Source organism: Streptomyces marinisediminis (genome assembly GCF_026262575.1).
GTDB classification, from domain to species: domain Bacteria; phylum Actinomycetota; class Actinomycetes; order Streptomycetales; family Streptomycetaceae; genus Streptomyces; species Streptomyces marinisediminis.
Genome location: NZ_JAPKFL010000005.1, coordinates 63,599 through 81,672, shown reverse-complemented (window position 1 = coordinate 81,672; position 18,074 = coordinate 63,599). Strand labels below are relative to the sequence as shown.

Sequence of the window (18,074 nt, the reverse complement as noted above, 5' to 3'; positions counted from 1 at the left end):
CCCGGATCCGCCCGGCGCGGACCCGGGGGGGGCGTCCGGCCCCCGTCCGCCCGTCCGCGCCGACCGGCGCGGACGGGCGGCGCGGGCAGCGGCACGCCACCGCGACCGCCGACGCCGCGGGCGGCACGGGAGCGACGGCCCGGCGCCCGGCACGGCGGGGCCGCGGCGGTGCTCCGGTCGGCGCGGTGGGCCGGGATCGCGGCGGAGGGTGTGTTGATCGTTACATGACCTACCCCGCCCCGGACGGTACGGTTCCCCCGACCCGGGCCACGCCCGGGTCGCCAGCCACCGGACCTCACACGACTCGGAGCGAGATGTTCGACAAACTACTGGTCGCCAATCGCGGAGAGATCGCGATCCGGGCGTTCCGCGCGGCGTTCGAGCTCGGCATCTCCACGGTGGCGGTCTTCCCGCACGAGGACCGCAACTCGCTGCACCGCGCCAAGGCGGACGAGGCGTACCGCATCGGCGAGCCCGGCCACCCGGTGCGCGCGTACCTGTCCGTGGACGAGATCATCAAGGCCGCCCGCCGCGCGGGCGCGGACGCCGTCTACCCCGGCTACGGCTTCCTGTCGGAGAACCCGGAGCTGGCCGCGGCCTGCGCGCGGGAGGGCATCACCTTCGTCGGCCCGCCCTCCGCGGTGCTGGAGCTGACGGGCAACAAGGCGCGGGCGGTGGCCGCGGCGCGCGAGGCCGGGGTCCCGGTGCTGCGCTCCACCGAGCCCTCCACCGACGTGGACGCGCTGGTCGGTGCGGCCGAGGACATCGGCTTCCCGGTGTTCGTCAAGGCGGTCGCCGGCGGTGGCGGCCGGGGGATGCGCCGCGTCGAGCGGCGCGACGGGCTGCGCGACGCGATCGAGGCGGCCATGCGGGAGGCGCGCTCGGCCTTCGGTGACGCGACGGTCTTCTTGGAGCAGGCGGTCGTCAACCCGCGCCACATCGAGGTGCAGGTCCTCGCCGACGCCGCGGGCGACGTCGTCCACCTCTACGAGCGCGACTGCTCGGTGCAGCGGCGGCACCAGAAGGTGGTGGAGATCGCGCCCGCGCCGAACCTGGACCCGGCGCTGCGGGAGCGGATCTGCGCGGACGCCGTCGCCTTCGCCCGGCACATCGGGTACGTCAACGCGGGCACCGTGGAGTTCCTCGTCGACGAGCGCGGCAACCACGTCTTCATCGAGATGAACCCGCGCATCCAGGTCGAGCACACCGTCACCGAGCAGATCACCGACCGCGACCTGGTGATCGCCCAGCTCCGGATCGCCGCCGGGCGGACGCTGCCGGAGCTGCGTCTGACGCAGGAGAGCATCACCGTCTCCGGGGCCGCGTTGCAGTGCCGCGTGACCACCGAGGACCCCACCAACGGCTTCCGCCCCGACACCGGCACCATCTCCGCCTACCGCTCCCCCGGCGGCCCGGGCGTGCGGCTGGACGGCGGCACCGTGCACACCGGCGCGTCGGTGTCCGCGCACTTCGACTCGCTGCTGGTCAAGCTGAGCTGCCACGGGCACGACCACGCCAACGCGGTGCGGCGGGCCCGGCGCGCCATCGCGGAGTTCCGTATCCGGGGCGTGGCGACGAACCTGCCGTTCCTCGGCGCGGTGCTGGAGGACCCCGACTTCCAGGCGGGGCGCGTCACGACCTCCTTCATCGACGAGCGGCCCGAGCTGCTGCGCACCCGCCCGCCCGCCGACCGGGGCAGCCGCATCCTGCACTACCTGGCCGACATGACGGTCAACCAGCCGCACGGTCCGCGCCCGCGGGTGGTGGAGCCGCAGGAGAAGCTGCCGGCCACGGACCTGAGCGCGCCGCCGCCCGAAGGGTCCCGGCAGCGGCTGCTGGCGCTCGGCCCCGAGGCGTTCGCGGCCGACCTGCGGGCCCGGCGCGAGGTCGCCGTCACCGACACCACCTTCCGGGACGCGCACCAGTCGCTGCTGGCCACCCGGGTGCGCACCCGGGACCTGCTGGCCGTCGCGCCGCACGTGGCCCGCACCGCGCCGGAGCTGCTGAGCCTGGAGTGCTGGGGCGGGGCCACCTACGACGTGGCGCTGCGCTTCCTGGCCGAAGACCCGTGGGAGCGGCTGGCCGCGCTGCGCGAGGCGGTGCCGAACCTGTGCACCCAGATGCTGCTGCGCGGGCGCAACACGGTCGGGTACACCCCCTACCCCACCGAGGTCACCGACGCCTTCGTCGCCGAGGCCGCCGCCACGGGGATGGACGTCTTCCGCATCTTCGACGCGCTCAACGACGTCTCCCAGATGCGGCCCGCGATCGACGCGGTGCGGGCCACCGGAACCGCGGTGGCCGAGGTCGCGCTGTGCTACACCGCCGACCTCTCCGACCCGGCGGAGCGGCTCTACACGCTCGACTACTACCTGCGGCTCGCGGAGGAGATCGTCGAGGCCGGGGCGCACGTGCTGGCGGTCAAGGACATGGCGGGCCTGCTGCGCCCGCACGCGGCGCGCACCCTGGTGACGGCGTTGCGCGAGCGCTTCGACCTGCCGGTCCACCTGCACACCCACGACACGGCCGGCGGCCAGCTCGCCACCCTGATGGCCGCCATCGACGCCGGTGTCGACGCGGTGGACGCGGCGACCGCCTCCATGGCGGGGACGACCAGTCAGCCCTCGCTCTCGGCGCTGGTCGCGGCCACCGACCACACCGAGCGGGCGACCGGCCTGTCGCTCCAGGCCGTGGGCGACCTGGAGCCGTACTGGGAGGCCGTGCGGAAGGTGTACGCGCCGTTCGAGTCGGGCCTCGCCTCGCCGACCGGGCGCGTGTACCACCACGAGATCCCCGGTGGCCAGTTGTCCAACCTGCGGCAGCAGGCCATCGCGCTCGGCCTGGGCGACCGGTTCGAGCTGATCGAGGACTGCTACGCGGCCGCCGACCGGATGCTGGGCCGGCTGGTGAAGGTGACGCCCTCCTCCAAGGTCGTCGGGGACCTCGCGCTGCACCTGGTCGGCGCGGGCGTGACGGCCGCCGACTTCGAGGCCGATCCGGGCAAGTTCGACGTGCCCGACTCGGTGGTGGGCTTCCTGCGCGGCGAGTTGGGCGACCCGCCCGGCGGCTGGCCCGAGCCCTTCCGCACCCGGGCCCTGCAGGCGCGCCCGCCGCAGGCCGAGCCGCCGCGGCTGGACGAGGAGGACCGGCGCGGCCTGGCGCGGTCGCGGCGCGCCACGCTGAACCGGCTGCTCTTCCCCGCCCCGACGAAGTCCTTCCAGACCCACCGCGAGAGCTTCGGCGACACCTCGGTGCTGTCCACGAAGGACTTCTTCTACGGTCTGGAGCACGAGGTCGAGCACACGGTCACGCTGGAGCAGGGCGTCACGCTCCTCATCGAGCTGGAGGCCGTCTCGGACGCCGACGAGCGCGGCTACCGCACCCTGCTGGCCCGGCTCAACGGCCAGCTGCGCCCGGTGTCGGTGCGCGACACCTCCGTCGCCAGCGAGGTCAAGGCGGCCGAGAAGGCCGAGCCGGGCAACGACCGGCACGTCGCGGCACCGTTTGCGGGTGTGGTCACCCTCCAGGTCGCCGAGGGGGCCGAGGTGGCGGCCGGCCAGACGGTGGCCACCATCGAGGCCATGAAGATGGAGGCCTCCATCACCGCCCAGTCCAAGGGCACGGTCCGGCGGCTGGCGATCGGCGGCGTCCAGCAGGTGGAGGCCGGTGACCTGCTCGTAGAGATCACCCCTTAGGGTGTTTTTCCGGGGGGAGGCGGCCTGCGTGGCCGCCTCCCCCCCGCAGCCATCCGGACGGAGCGGCAGGCCCCCGGTTGCGCCGAATGCACCTGCCTCGCCGTGCGATGGAGTGGCTCCGGGCTAAGTTGAGTGGCGAAGCCTTGCGGTGCTAGTGAAGCCTTGCAGTGCTTGCGCACGCGAACACGAGGGGTATGACCGCACGCGGGCGCCGGGGAGCCGGTGCCCGCCGTCCACCGCCACCGCCAACCAAGGGGTGACTCGTGTCGACCGAAGGACCCGGAACCGGCGCGCCCATGCAGGACGCCGCCATCGACGAGCCGAGACCGGCGCGTGAGTCGGAGCTCAAACGCGTCGTCTTCTTCGGCTCGTCGGTGCTGATCCTGGCCGTCTCCGTCTGGGCGATCATCACACCGCAGGGCGCCGAGAACGCGATCGGCGTGGTCGTGGACTGGATCAGCACCGGCTTCGGCTGGTACTACTTCCTGGCCGCCACGCTCTACCTGGTCTTCGTGCTGTTCGTGGCGATCTCCCGGTACGGGACGATCAAGCTCGGGCCCAAGCACTCCAAGCCCGACTACGGGCTGTTCGCGTGGGCGGCGATGCTCTTCGCCGCGGGCATCGGCATCGACCTGATGTTCTTCTCCGTCTCCGGCCCCGTCACCCACTACCTGGCGCCGCCCGAGGGCGACCCGGAGACCATCGAGGCGGCCCGGCAGGCGGTGGTGTGGACGCTGTTCCACTACGGCATCACCGGCTGGGCCATGTACGCGCTGATGGGCATGGCGCTGGGCTACTTCGCCTTCCGCTACCGCCTCCCCCTGGCGATCCGCTCGGCGCTGTACCCCATCATCGGCCGCCGCGTCTACGGCAAGATCGGCGACGGCGTCGACCTCGCGGCCATCATCGGCACGGTGTTCGGCATCTCGGTGTCGCTGGGCATCGGCGTCGTGCAGCTCAACTACGGGCTGAACGTCCTGTTCGGCGTGGACGAGGGGCTCGCCGCGCAGATCGGCCTCATCGTCGTCGCCGTGGTCATGGCCACCGTCTCGGCGGTGGCCGGCGTCGACCGGGGCATCCGGCGCCTGTCGCAGCTCAACGTGCTGCTGGCCGTGCTGCTGATGGGCTTCATCCTGGCGGTCGGCAACCCGATCCGGCTGCTGAACAGCCTGATCCTCAACATCGGCGACTACGTGAGCCGCTTCCCGTCGATGACGCTCAACACCTTCGCCTACGACCAGCCCACCGAGTGGCTCAACGCGTGGACGCTGTTCTTCTGGGCCTGGTGGGTGGCGTGGGCGCCGTTCGTCGGGATGTTCCTCGCGCGCATCTCCAAGGGGCGCACGATCCGCGAGTTCGTCGCGGCGACGCTGATCATCCCGTTCCTGTTCACGCTCGTCTTCCTGTCCGTCTTCGGCAACAGCGCGCTCAGCGTCATCCGCGACGGCAACCGGGAGTTCGGCCAGACGGCCATGGACCTCCCCGAGCAGGGCTTCTACGGGCTGCTCGAACAGTACCCGGGCGCGCTGTTCAGCGCGGGTCTGGCCACCTTCGTCGGCCTGCTGCTGTACGTGACCTCCGCCGACTCCGGCGCGCTGGTCATGGGCAACCTCTCCTCCCACCTGCCGACCCCGCTGACGGACGCGACGCCCTGGGTCCGCATCTTCTGGGCCATCGCGACGGGCCTGCTGACGCTGGCCATGCTGATCGTCGGCGGCGTGGACGCGCTCACCAGCGCGACGATCATCATGGGGCTGCCGTTCTCCTTCGTGATGTTCCTGATCATCGCCGGGCTCTACAAGGCGCTGAGGCTGGAACGCATGCGCGACGAGGCGCTGACGGCCACCCTGCCGTCGTCGCTGTCCGGTCGTACCACGCACCGCGGCGAGACGGCCCAGCGCAACTGGCGGCAGCGGCTGGCGCGGACGATGAGCTTCCCCGGCCGCCGGCACGCCGCGCGGTTCGTCGACGAGGCGGTCCGCCCGGCGTTCCGGGAGGTCGCCGACGAGCTGCTGGAGCAGGACGTGGAGGCGCAGGTCACCGAGGAGATGGACGAGGACCTCGGGCTGCCGCACGTGGGCCTGCAGGTGCCCATCGGACGCCGCGAGGAGTTCGTCTACCGGGTGTGGCCCATCGAGACGCCCACGCCCGCGTTCGCCACCCGCTCGGTCACCCAGCACGACACCTACGTGCGGTTCGAGGTGCAGCTCGCCGAGGGCAGCCAGGGCTACAACGTGATGGGCTACAGCAAGGAGCAGCTCATCGCCGACATCCTCGACCAGTACGAGCGGCACCTGGAGTTCCTGCGCCTGCACCGGGAGGCGACGGCGCACTCCTCGCTCCCGGACCACCGGCCCGACACCGCCGAGGTCCACATCCCGGAGACCGAGCGCTGACGCCACCCGCCCCGGAGCCCCCGCCGCGGCGGAGCCGCCGGACGACCGGACCGGCGGAGACCGCGGGGCGGCCCCCGGCGGCCGGAGCCGCCGGGGGCCCGGGGCCGCCGTCCGGCCCGAACCGGCGCGACGGCCGAAGCCGCCGGAACCGTCCTGCGGCGCGGGGGCGGGGTCTCCGGCCGACCGGAACGGCCGGGCCCCGTCGGGCCACCGGGCGAGCCGGGCCACCGGGCGAGCCGGGCAGCCGGGCAGCCGGGCAGCCGGGCAGCCGGGCCGAGTCAGGCGGACGGCCGCGAAGACCCGGGTGCGCCACCCGGCCGGGGTCTCCTCGACGCGGGAGAGCGGGCCGGGCCCGGGCGACACGCCGGGCGGGCGCGCCGAGCGGAGGCGCCCGTCACGCCCGTGGGGCGAGCGCCTCGGACGGGCGCGCCGGAGGGGGACGCCCGACGCGCTCACCCGGCGCGCGGCTCGCCGGGTGAGCGGGTCGGACGGGCTCGCCCGGCGGGCGCGCAGGGCACCAGGCAGGCGCACCGGGCGAGGACGCCCCGCGGGCCCGCCGGGCGGGGCGGGCGGGGGCGAGGGCGTCGGCGTGCCGGGTGGCCCGGACGCGCCTATCGTCGGCGTATGGAGCCGTGCAGACGGATGCCGGGCCGAGAGGTGCCGTGGTGATGGCCCAGGACGCGGGGCACGAGGGGGCGGACTTCGCGCGGCAGCTCATGGACCAGGTCTTCCTCCAGCTCCTGCGGGACACCGGGGCGCACGTGGGCGGGGTGTACCTGCTGGAGCACGGCGGGCAGCTCCTGAACCTCGACGTCCTCTCCGGGGTGCCGCCCGAGGTCGCCGAGCTGTGGGCGCGGCTGCACACCGGCGTGCCGCTGCCGGTGGCCGACGCGGTGCGCACCGGCGACCTGGTGTGGGTGGGCGGCGAGGGCGAGATGGCCCGGCGCTATCCGCGCGCGGCGCTCGTCCTGCCCTACCCGTTCAAGCTGGCCGCCGCGCCGCTGGTGACCGAGGCCGGGTGCTGGGGCGCGGTGCTGCTGCTGTGGCCGGGAGCCAGGCCGGAGGTGCTGGAGGCCGGTGAGCGGGCCCGGATCGCCGCGCTGAGCGGGCGGCTGGCCCGGCTGCTCCACGTGGCCGACGAGGCCGGGGAGCGCATCCGCACGGGCGACCGGCCGCGCGGCCTGCCCGGGCCGTGGGCCGGGGCCCCGGACGAGGGGCGGGGCGCGGGCGCCGGGGCCGCCGCCTACCTCCAGCGGCTCCCGGAGGGCGCCTGCGCACTGGACCTGGACGGCCGGGTCACCTTCGTCACGGCCCGGGCGGCGGAGCTGCTGGGGACGCCGGCCGAGCGGCTGCTGGGCGCCCGGCCGTGGGAGCTGCTGACCTGGCTGGACGACCCGGTGTACGAGGACCGCTACCGGGCGGCGCTGGTCAGCCGCGAGGCCGTCTCCTTCGTCGCCGGACGGGCGCCCGGCGGGCCGCTCGCCTTCGAGCTCCACCCGGACGCCGACGGGATCAGCGTGCGCGTCACGCGGTTCCAGGGCACGGACACCCACGCGCCGCCCACCCGCCCGCCGACGGCCGGTCCCGGCCGGGCGGGCACGCTCTACCACCTGATGCACCTGGCCGGCGCGCTGACCGAGGCGGTCGGCGTGCGCGACGTGGTGGACCTGGTGGCCGACCACATCCTGCCCGCCTACGACGCGCAGGCGCTCGCGCTGCTGGTGACCGAGGACGGCCGGCTGCGCATCGTCGGCTCCCACGGCTACAGCGCCCGCACGCGCGAGCGCTTCCACAACATGCCGGTGTCCGGCCGGACACCGGCCGGACAGGCGCTCACCACCGGGGTGCCGTCCTTCTTCGCCTCCCGCGAGGAGCTGGAGGACGCCTACCCCGCCACGATCGGCATGGCCAGCAGGGCGGCGTGGGCGTTCCTGCCGCTGATCGCCTCCGGGCGCCCGGTGGGCTGCTGGCTGATCGCCTACGACCAGCCGCACCCGTTCAGCGCCGAGGAGCGTGCCGCGCTGACCTCGCTGAGCGGCCTCGTCGCGCAGGCGCTGGACCGGGCCCGCACCTACGACCGGCAGTACCGGATCGCCCGGGGCCTGCAGTCGGCGCTGCTGCCGCACACGCTGCCCTCGGTGCCCGGTCTCGAGGTGGCGGCACGCTACCTGCCGGCCACCCACGGCATGGACATCGGCGGCGACTTCTACGACGTCATCCCGCTGCGCGGCGCGGGCGCGGGCGCGGCGGCGGTGATCGGGGACGTGCAGGGGCACAACGTGACGGCGGCCGCGCTCATGGGCCAGGTGCGCACCGCGGTGCACGCCCACGCCAGCTCCGGGGCCTCGCCGCGGGAGGTGCTCGCGCGCACCAACCGGCTGCTGAACGACCTCGAACCCGAGCTGTTCACCAGTTGCCTCTACGCCCGCCTGGACGTGACCGGGCACCAGCTCTGCCTGGCCTCGGCCGGCCATCCGCCGCCGCTGCTGCGCCACCCGGACGGCCGCACCGAGGTGCTGCGCCCGGCCCCGGGACTGCTGCTGGGCATCGTCGCCGAGACGCCGTACGAGCAGGTGGAGCTGGCGCTGCCGCCGGGCGCGGTGCTCGTGTTCTACACCGACGGCCTGGTGGAGTCCCCGGGGGCCGATCCGGACGACGTGCTGGAGGACCTGGCCGCGCACCTGTCCCGCACCCCCGCCCGCTCCCTGGACCCCCTGGCCGACGACCTGCTCCAGCACGCGCGCCGGTACGCGGGCGAGCACACCGACGACGTCGCCCTGCTCCTGCTGCGCCTGACCTGACGGGCCGCGCCGGGGCGGGCCCGGCCGCGCGGCGCGGGAGCACGTGCCGCGGCGCGGGAGCGCGTGCCGCGGCCCGGGAGCGCGTGCCGCGGCCCGGTCGCCGGGCCGCTCGGGCGCGGCCGTTCCGGCGGGGCACCGAGGCCCTCTGTCGCGGCCCGCGGTTGCGCCTTAGGCTGAGCCGCGCAGTCGGTACGCGCCGCCCGCCAGGCGGAGGCGTCGCAAGAGGGAACCCGGTGCGAGTCCGGGACTGTCCCGCAGCGGTGAGTGGGAACGACCGCCGTCATCTGCACTGGACCGGTGCCCGGTCCGGGAAGCGACGGTCAGTAGGTGCCGGGGCGAGCGCCCCGGCAGGCCCACGAGTCCGAAGACCTGCCACTGCGCACGTGCCCGCGCGGCACGTGCTGTGCACGGTGACCTCGAGGACAGGGTCGACGGTGGGAGGCCGGTGTGCGCGCAGGCGACGCGGCTCGGCCTGCCCTGCTCCCGTGGTCCACGGGACGGCGAGGGAGGGTTTGTGCGTGACCCCCGGATGCGGCCAAGCGGCCGCCCGGCCCAGCCGCGCGCGCCCGGACGACGGGGGCCCGCGATGCTGACGCCCGGCCAGGCGCCCCCGCGGCGCACGTCCTCGGGCGTGTGCCAGGGCACGCTCGGGGAGCTGTTCCAGGGCCCGCTGTGGCACGGCGGCGCGGAACCCGACGTCGCGCTGGTGTCCTTCCCCGTGGAGCGGTACTCCTTCGTGCACTTCACCCACGGCGCCGAGGCGGCGGGCGCCCCGCCCCTGGGGGCGAAGGCGGCGAAGGCCGCCGAACTGTTCCTGGAGCGCTACGGGCTCACGCTGCCGCCGGGGCGCTTCGGCGTCCACTCCGACCTGCGCGTCGGCGTGGGGATGGCCAGCTCCACGGCCGACATCGTCGCCACCCTGCGCTGCCTGTTCCAGATCTTCGCCCTCCCCTACGACCCGGACACCGTGACCGGCGTCCTCTCCGCCATCGAGCGGTCCGACAGCGTCTTCCTCGACGAGTACACGCTGTACCTGAGCGGCCGGCACCGGGTGGTGCGGCGCCTGGGCACGGCGATCGGTTTCCACACGGCGTTCGTCACGGAGCCGGGGAGCGTGGACACGGCCGCCGTCACGCCCCTGCTGCTGCGCGCCTACCGGGCCCACGCCGCGGAGTACGAGCGGTGCCTGACGGATCTGCTCAAGGGGTTCGCGGCCACCGACCCGGCGGCCGTGGCCCGCGCGGCGACCACCAGCGCCCGGCTGTCCCAGGAGGCGCTGCCCAAGCGGGCGTTCGGCCCCGTGCTGGCGCACCGCGAGGCGTTCGGGGCGGACGGGGTCTTCGTCGCCCACACCGGCTCGCTGATCGGCTACCTCTTCTCCCGCCGTCCCGGGCCCGCGCTGCGGGACGAGCTGTCCGCGTTCTTCCACTCGCTCGGCCACCAGTGCTCATTCGCCCAAGGAGGCTACGGGTGATACACCCCCACATCACCGACGCGCTCAAGACCCCCGACCTCGTCCGGCTCACCGACCAGATGGTGCTGCTGCGGTTCGAGTCCATGAAGATCTACTCCGCGCTCGCCGCCGTCCGCACCCTGCTGGAGCGCGGCACGATCCGGCGCGGGCAGACGCTCGTCGACAGCTCCAGCGGCATCTACGCCTACGCCCTGGCGCTGGCCTGCCACCGCTACGGCCTGCGCTGCCACATCGTGGCGTCCACCACCGTCGACACCACCACGCGTGCCCAGTTGGAGGTGCTGGGCGCCACGGTGGAGCAGGTCAGGCCGTCGGCCAACCTGAAGCTCGACCAGGAGCTGCGGGTGCGGCGGGTGCGGCGCATCCTCGCCGAGCGTCCGGACGTGCACTGGATGCGCCAGTACCACGACGCGGTGCACTACGTCGGCTACCGCGAGGTCGCCGACGCGGTGGCCGCGGCGGTCGCCGGGCACCGGCTGGCCGTCGTCGGCGGCGTCGGGTCGGGCGCCTCGACGGGCGGGCTCGTGGAGCACCTGCGCCGCCGGGACCCCTCGGTGCGGCTGGTGGGGGTGCAGCCGTTCGGCAGCGTCACCTTCGGCAGCCAGGACCACCACGACCCGGAGGCGATCATCGCCGGGATCGGCTCGTCGATCGTCTTCGACAACGTCCGCCACGCCCTGTACGACGCGATCCACTGGATGGACTTCGCCCACGCGATGTCCGGCACCGTGGCGCTGCTGCGGGAGCACGCCGTGTTCGCCGGGCTGTCCACCGGCGCCGCGTACCTGGCCGCCGCCCACGAGGCCCGGCGGCAGCCCGAGACGCTGCACCTGGTGATCGGCGCCGACACCGGGCACCGCTACGTCGAGCGGGTGTACGCCCGGCACGCCGAGGCGCTGGACCCGGCCGCGCTCAAGCCCGTCGAGGTGGCCGCCCCCGAGGAGATGGCCATGCCCTGGTCCACGATGGCGTGGAACCGCACCCCCTGCCCGCAGCACTGGAAGGAGCCGGCGGCGTGACCGTGGCCTGCCTGGAAGCACTCACCTTCGGCCTGGGGCGCCTCGTGCGCGCCGCCGACGGCCTCGGCGAGCGGCTGCGGCTGCTGACCCGGGATGCCGGCTTCTACGCGTACGAGCTGGAGCGGCTGCCCGAGGGCGCCCTGGACGTGGTGGAGGTGGACACCTTCGACACCGAGGCCGTCGCGGCCGAGCTGCGGCGCGCCCCCGGGCTGCGCGGGCTGATCAGCTCCACCGACACCTGGATGCTGGTCGGCGCCGAGCTGACGGCCCGCTTCGGACTGCCCGGCCTGGACCCGGCCGTGCTGCGGCTGGCCCGGGACAAGGCGGCCGTGCGCGACCTGCTGCACGCCGCCGGGCTGACCCGGGCGCGCGCCGTCGAGGCCGACGGCGCCGACCTGGCGGAGCTGCTGCCCAAGGAGGCCGGATTCCCCGCGATCGTGAAGGACACCGCGGGCACCGGCAGCCAGAACGTCTGGCTGGTGCGCGACGAACGGGAGCTGGCGGCGGTCCTGCGCACGGCGCGCGGCCGGACGTTGAAGGGCCGGCTGTTCGCCGAACCGTACTTCTCCGGCCCCGTCTACAGCGCCGAGACGCTCACCTGGGCCGGGCGCACCCGGCTGCTGGGCGTCTCCAGCCGGCTGATGTCGCCCGAGCCGCGCTTCCGGGAGGAGATCACCGCGTTCCCCGTGGCGTTCCCCGAGCCGCGCCGCGCGGAGCTGGAGCGGTGGCTCGGCGAGGTACTGGCCGCCATCGGCTACACCGACCGCTTCGCGCACGTGGAGTTCGCGCTGACCTCCGCGGGCCCCGAGGTGGTGGAGGTCAACCCGCGCATCGGCGGCGCGCTGGTCGGGGAGGGCCTGTGCCGCGCGCTCGGACGCAACGTGTACGAGGCGATGGTGGAGGCGGCGCTGGGTCGGCGGCCCCGGCTGCTGGACGAGGCGTTCCCGGGCGGCCCGGCCGTCGCCTTCGTGCTGGGCTACCCCGAACGCCCCGGGGTGTTCACCGGCGTCGCGGGGCTGGAGCGGCTGGCGGACATGCCGGGCGCCCCGGCCTGGTACCCCGTCAAGCGGACGGGCGAGGTGGTGGAGCACCTGGAGGACAGCCGGGGCTACGCCGGCATCGTCTACGCGGAGGCCGAGACGGCCGAGCTGGCCACCCACTGCGCCGTGGCCGCCGCCAACGCCGTGCGCGTGCTGACCGAGCCGCTCCCGCGGGGGACCGGGCGGGCCGCCGGTGCGTGAACGGCACGGCGGCGGGCCGTCGGTGCCGGCCACCCTGGCCCGGCTGACCGGGCCGCTGCGCTTCCTGCTGGCCAGTTCGTTCCTGATCCCGCTGGGCAGCTTCATGGTGCTGCCCTTCATGTCGGTGTTCCTGCACCAGCGGCTGGGGATGGGGCTCGGCGCGGTCGGGGCGGTGCTGGCCGTCGCCTCCCTGGTGCAGTTCTCCGGCGGCGTCCTGGGCGGGGCCCTGGCCGAGCGGATCGGGCTGCGCCGGACGATGGTGTGGGCGCTGGTCGTCCGCACCGCCGGGTTCGTGGGGCTGGCGCTGGCCCTGCGGTGGCCGCCGCTGGCGGTGGGGGCCCTGGTGCTGACGTGCTGCGGCGCGGCGCTGTACCTGCCCGCCAACAAGGCGTACCTGGTGCACGGGGTGGACGAGGAGCGGCGACCGGTCTTCCTGTCGGTGGGCAACGCGGCGCTCAACGCGGGCATGGCGGTGGGGCCGCTGATCGCCGGTCCGTTCGTGCTGACGGCTCCGGGGCCGCTGTTCGTCGCCGTCGCGGTGCTGTTCGCCCTGGTGACGGTGGGCCACGCCCGGCTCCCGGCGGCCGGTTCGCCGGGCGCGGGCGCGGCCCCGGAGGCGAGCGGTGCCCCGGACGCCGGGGCGGGCTCGGGGGCGGCGTCGGGCGGGCGGGCCGCGCCGGGCGATCGGGCCGCGTCGGGCGGGCGGGGGCTGCTGGCCGGGGTGGCCGTCCTGCCGTTCGCCGCCAACGCGCTGGTGTTCTACCTGTACTTCCACTTCCAGCACTACCTGGCCGTGTACGCCGTCGAGCGCGCGTCCGCCGCCTTCTACAGTCTGGTGCTGCTCACCTGCTTCGTGCTGGTCATCGTCGTCCAGCCGCTCGCCTCCGGGCTGATCCAGCGCACGCCCTACCCGGTGGCGCTCGCGGCGGGGTTCGCGGCGCTGGCCGCCGGGCTCGCGGTGCTCTCGGTGGGCACCAGGGCCGCGCTGCTGGCGGGCGGGGCGCTGATCACCGCGGGCGACATCGTGCTGTTCCTCAAGAACGACCTGGAGGCGCTGCGGCGCAGCCCGCGCTCGGACGCCGTCGTCTTCGGCCAGCAGCGGCTGGCCGCCGGGCTGGGCGCCGGGGCCAGCGGGGTGCTGGGCGGGCAGCTCTACGGCCTGGGCGAAGCCGTCGGCGACACCGGCTGGTTCTGGCTGTGGGCCGCGGCCCAGTGCCTGCTGCTACCCCCGCTGCTGCTGCTCGTCGGGCGCGGGCGGCGCGCCGGGGGCGAGAGCCGCGAGGCCGCCCCGGCGGCCGGACGCGGAGCCGACCGCCCGCGGCGCGACGGCCCGCCGGGCGCCGGCCCGGTCGCCGCCCCCGCGGGCGGCCTCGACCCGGGCCCCACACGACCGGCCACGACCGGGCCGGCACCACACGAAGGGAACGCTGAACGCCGATGACCCAGCAGACGCGGACCGCGGGATTCCAGGACGACGAGTTCTGGACCGGGTTCTACGACTTCCTCTTCTCCGAACAGCGCTTCGCCCAGGCCGAGGAGTTGCTCGCCACCTCGCCCCTGCTGTCCTTCGCCGACGGGGCCCGGGTGCTGGACCTGTGCTGCGGCCCCGGGGTGTTCACGGTGCCGCTCGCCCGGCGCGGGTTCGCCGTCACCGGCGTGGACCTCAGCCCCGCCATGCTGGAGCGGGCCCGCGAGCTGACGGCCGAGGCGGGGGTGGCGGCCCGGTACGTCCGCTGCGACGCCCGGGAGTTCGCGGAGCCCGGGGCCTTCGACGCCGTGCTGAACATGTTCACCTCCTTCGGGTACTTCGCCGACCCGGCCGACAACCGGCGGGTGCTGACCGCCATGCGCGACTGCCTGGCCCCCGGCGGCACGCTCGTGCTGGACGTGGCCGGGAAGGAGCTGCTGGCCCGCAAGGTGGTGCCGCCGAAGGTGGTCCGGCGCGGCGCCGACCTGCTCGTGCAGAGCGACACCGTGCTGGACGACTGGGCCCGGCTGCGCAGCGACTGGGTGCTGGTGCGCGGCGACCGGGTGACGCGGGCGAGCCTGGTGTGGTTCGTCTACAGCGCGGTGGAGCTGCGGGCGATGGTCGAGGAGGCCGGGTTCGCGGGCGTGGAGGTCTTCGGCGGCTTCGACGGGCGCCCCTACGACCAGGACGCCGAGCGGCTGGTGCTGCGCGCCGTCCGGCCGGACTGACGGGCGAGCGCCGGGGGCGCCCGCTGTTGCGGCGAGCGCCCTGTTGCGACGGGTTCGCAAGAACGTAGTATCACCAGGTCATCACCGCGACGGGACACGGAAGCCGGTGCGATGCCGGCACGGTCCCGCCACTGTGACCGGGGAGTGGAACCCTTCGAGCACGCCACTGCGCACCACGCGGGAAGGCCAGGGGGAACGTCGATCCGGGAGTCAGGAAACGTGCCCGTCGCGGGCCCGATCTGCGGAGCGCGGACTCCCCGGAGGCTTCCCATGCACCACGGCACGCACCGTTCCCCCTCGCCCACCGCCCCGCCGCCACCGGCCGCCGGGGGGCGCCGACGCCGTCGCGGCACGGCACCGGCCGTCGCCGCCGTCGCCCTCGTCACCCTGCTGGCCGGGTGCGGTGCCGCGGACGGCGACGCCGGCGACCGCGCCGCGGGGCCCGCCGCGGCGGGTTTCCCGCTCACCGTCGACAACTGCGACGTCACCACGACGTACACCGAACCGCCCTCCCGCGCGGTCACCATCCACCAGCACCCCGCCGAACTGATGCTGGCGCTCGGGCTCCAGGACCGGATGGTCGGCACCGCCTTCCCCGACCCCCCCACCCTGCCCGAGCACCGGGAGGCCTACGCCGCCCTGCCCCGGCTCGCCGAGAAGGAGCCGTCCTTCGAGACGGTGCTGGAGGCCGGGCCGGACTTCGTCTACGGCGGCTACGGCAGCGCGTTCGCCGAGAACGAGGGCCGCTCGCGCGAGGCGTTCGCGGACGCGGGCATCGACACCCACCTCAACCGCGAGTACTGCGGCGCGGGGCGGGTCTCCATGGCCGACGCCTACGCCGAGATCCGCACCATCGGCGACATCTTCGGCGTGCCGGAGCGGGCCGAGGACCTGGTCACCGACCTGGAGCGGCGCGTCGACCGGACCACCGAGGCGGTGGCGGGCGCCCGACAGGTGCCGGTGTTCGTCTACGACAGCGGCGACAAGGCCGCCTACACCGCCGGGGGCAGGAGCATGGGCACCGAGATCATCGAGCTGGCGGGCGGGCGCAACGTCTTCGCCGACCTCGACGAGGTCTTCGGCGACGCCTCCTGGGAGCAGGTCGTCGCCCGCCGGCCCGAGGTCATCGTGCTCCACGACTACCCGGGCGCCGGGAGCGTGGCCGAGAAGCGGGAGTTCCTGCTCTCCCAGCCCGCGCTCGCGGACGTGCCGGCCATCCGCAACGAGCGGTTCGCCGTGCTGCCGCTGACCGCGACGCTGGTCGGCGTCCGGCCCCCGCACGCCGTGGCGGAGCTGGCCCGCGCCCTGCACCCCGAGCGCTTCCGGTGACGCTGCCCACCCGCACGGCGCCCGCGGCCCCCTCCCGGCCCCCGGCGGCGGGACGCGCGGCGGCCCCCCGCGGGCGGCGGGCCTACCTGCTGACCCTGGCCGCGCTGGGCGCGCTGCTGCTGGCCACCCTCACCGCCGGGGTGGGCATCGGCTCGGTGTACGTGCCGCCCGGCCAGGTGTGGGGCATCGTGGGGCACGGGCTGGGCGCCGACTGGTCGCCACCGGTGTGGTCCTCGGCGCGCGAGACGATCGTGCTGGAGGTGCGGGCCCCGCGCGTGCTGCTGGGCGCGGTCACCGGCGCGGGGCTCGCCGTGGTGGGCGCGGCCATGCAGGCGCTGGTGCGCAACCCGCTGGCCGAGCCGTACCTGCTGGGGGTGTCCTCGGGCGCGTCGCTGGGCGCCGTGGTGGTGATCGTCTCCGGGGTCAGCCTGTTCGGGCCGCTGTCGCTGTCGGTGTCCGCGTTCGCCGGGGCGCTGCTCGCCCTGTCGGTGGTGTACGCCACGGCCCGGGCGGGCGGGCGGATCACCTCCATCCGGTTGGTGCTCTCCGGCGTGGCGGTGGCCGCCGTGCTCACCGCGGTGATGGACCTGCTCCTGCTCACCGCCGACCGGGGGAACCAGGCCCGCACGGTGCTCGCCTGGACGCTCGGCGGCCTCGGCGGCGTGAGGTGGGGCACGCTGTGGCTGCCCGCCGCGGCGCTGCTGCTGGGCCTCGGCGCGCTGCTGGTGCGCTCCAGGGCGCTGAACCTGCTGCTGGCCGGCGAGGAGGCGGCCACGACGATGGGGCTGGACGTGGCCCGGTTCCGCGCCCGCATGTTCGTGCTGCTGTCCCTGGTGACGGGGGTGCTGGTGGCCTCGGCGGGGCCGATCGGCTTCGTCGGGCTGATGATGCCGCACATCGTGCGCCTGTTCGTCGGCGGCGACCACCGCCGGGTGCTGCCGACGGCCGCGCTGGCCGGTGCGGTGTTCCTGGTGTGGGCCGACGTCGCGGCCCGCACCGTCGCCGCGCCCATGGAGATCCCGGTCGGGGTCCTGACGGCGCTGTGCGGCGGGCCGTTCTTCCTGCTGCTGATGCGCCGCGACGCCCGGCGCGCCGACGGGCGGGGGGCGGGATGAGCGCCGCCGAGCTCGACGTCGAGGGCGTCACGCTGCGCGCCGGGGCGCGCCACCTGGTCCGGGACGTGTCGCTGACCGCGCGCCCCGGCGAGGTGGTGGGTCTGGTCGGCCCCAACGGGAGCGGCAAGTCCTCCCTGCTGCGCGCCGTCTACCGGGTCCTGCGGCCGGACGCCGGGCGCGTCCGGGTGGACGGGGCGAACGCCTGGTCGCTGCCGGTGCGACGGCTGGCCCGGACGCTGGCCGCCGTGGTCCAGGACCCCGGCGCCGGCTTCGATCTGAGCGTGCGCGACGTCGTGGCCATGGGCCGCACCCCGCACAAGCGGCTGCTGGACGGCGACACCGAGGAGGACGGCCGCCTGATCGCCGACGCGCTGGCCGCGGTGGACGCCACGGAGCTGGCCGACCGCCCCTTCGACCGGCTGTCCGGCGGGGAGCGGCAGCGCGTGCTCATCGCCCGGGCCCTGGCCCAGCAGCCGACCCTGCTGGTGCTGGACGAACCCACCAACCACCTGGACGTGCGGCACCAGTTGGAGGTCCTGGGGACCCTGCGCAGCCTGCCGGCGACGGTGCTGGTGGCGCTGCACGACCTCAACCTGGCCGCGTACTACTGCGACCGGCTCTACGTGCTGCGCGACGGCGAGGTCACCGCACGCGGCACGCCGCGGGAGGTGCTCACCCCGGCCCTGCTGGCGGCGGTGTACGGCGTGGCGAGCGAGGTCGCGGTGCACCCGCGCACCGGCGCGCCGCAGGTCACCTTCCTGCCCGCCGAGACGCCGCCCCCCGGCTGAGGCGGCGCCGGCGGCGCGCC

11 protein-coding genes and 2 riboswitches are annotated in these 18,074 nt (G+C 75.2%); all 11 genes read left to right on the top strand.

Features of this window, described 5'->3' with window-relative positions:
• Nucleotides 1–314: 314 nt before the first annotated feature.
• The 11 genes from OSB71_RS05780 (at nt 315) to OSB71_RS05730 (ending at nt 18,054) form a co-directional block, all read left to right on the top strand.
• Complete coding sequence (locus OSB71_RS05780) at nt 315–3,695, top strand: pyruvate carboxylase (protein WP_265944910.1); 3,381 nt, start codon at nt 315–317, stop codon at nt 3,693–3,695.
• A 263-nt stretch (nt 3,696–3,958) separates the two neighbouring features.
• On the top strand, nt 3,959–6,091 hold the full coding sequence (gene betT / locus OSB71_RS05775) for a choline BCCT transporter BetT (RefSeq protein WP_323055251.1): 2,133 nt from the start codon (nt 3,959–3,961) through the stop codon (nt 6,089–6,091).
• A 668-nt stretch (nt 6,092–6,759) separates the two neighbouring features.
• Nucleotides 6,760–8,892, top strand: a complete 2,133-nt coding sequence (locus tag OSB71_RS05770; protein ID WP_265944907.1) for a SpoIIE family protein phosphatase — start codon at nt 6,760–6,762, stop codon at nt 8,890–8,892.
• Between the two features lie 223 nt (nt 8,893–9,115).
• A riboswitch (cobalamin riboswitch) is annotated at nt 9,116–9,263 on the top strand.
• A 215-nt stretch (nt 9,264–9,478) separates the two neighbouring features.
• On the top strand, nt 9,479–10,366 hold the full coding sequence (locus OSB71_RS05765; protein ID WP_265944905.1) for a GHMP family kinase ATP-binding protein: 888 nt from the start codon (nt 9,479–9,481) through the stop codon (nt 10,364–10,366).
• Entirely contained in the window at nt 10,363–11,385 is a 1,023-nt protein-coding gene (locus tag OSB71_RS05760) for a pyridoxal-phosphate dependent enzyme (protein ID WP_265944903.1), read from the top strand. Before OSB71_RS05765 ends, OSB71_RS05760 begins: the two co-directional genes overlap by 4 nt.
• The gene (locus OSB71_RS05755) at nt 11,382–12,626 is read left to right on the top strand and encodes an ATP-grasp domain-containing protein (protein WP_265944901.1); all 1,245 of its coding nucleotides are present in this window, start codon (nt 11,382–11,384) and stop codon (nt 12,624–12,626) included. Before OSB71_RS05760 ends, OSB71_RS05755 begins: the two co-directional genes overlap by 4 nt.
• Entirely contained in the window at nt 12,619–14,067 is a 1,449-nt protein-coding gene (locus tag OSB71_RS05750) for an MFS transporter (RefSeq protein WP_265944899.1), read from the top strand. Before OSB71_RS05755 ends, OSB71_RS05750 begins: the two co-directional genes overlap by 8 nt.
• A complete protein-coding gene (locus OSB71_RS05745) occupies nt 14,064–14,822 on the top strand; it encodes a class I SAM-dependent methyltransferase (protein WP_265944897.1) in 759 nt (252 codons plus the stop codon). The genes OSB71_RS05750 and OSB71_RS05745 overlap by 4 nt, the downstream gene beginning before the upstream one ends.
• A 58-nt stretch (nt 14,823–14,880) precedes the next feature.
• Nucleotides 14,881–15,063: riboswitch (cobalamin riboswitch) on the top strand.
• A gap of 29 nt (nt 15,064–15,092) precedes the next feature.
• A complete protein-coding gene (locus OSB71_RS05740) occupies nt 15,093–16,151 on the top strand; it encodes an ABC transporter substrate-binding protein (RefSeq protein ID WP_265944895.1) in 1,059 nt (352 codons plus the stop codon).
• Nucleotides 16,148–17,266, top strand: a complete 1,119-nt coding sequence (locus OSB71_RS05735; protein WP_265944893.1) for a FecCD family ABC transporter permease — start codon at nt 16,148–16,150, stop codon at nt 17,264–17,266. Before OSB71_RS05740 ends, OSB71_RS05735 begins: the two co-directional genes overlap by 4 nt.
• Nucleotides 17,263–18,054: an ABC transporter ATP-binding protein gene (locus OSB71_RS05730; protein ID WP_265944891.1), complete on the top strand. Its 792-nt coding sequence runs from the start codon at nt 17,263–17,265 to the stop codon at nt 18,052–18,054. The genes OSB71_RS05735 and OSB71_RS05730 overlap by 4 nt, the downstream gene beginning before the upstream one ends.
• Nucleotides 18,055–18,074 lie beyond the last annotated feature (20 nt).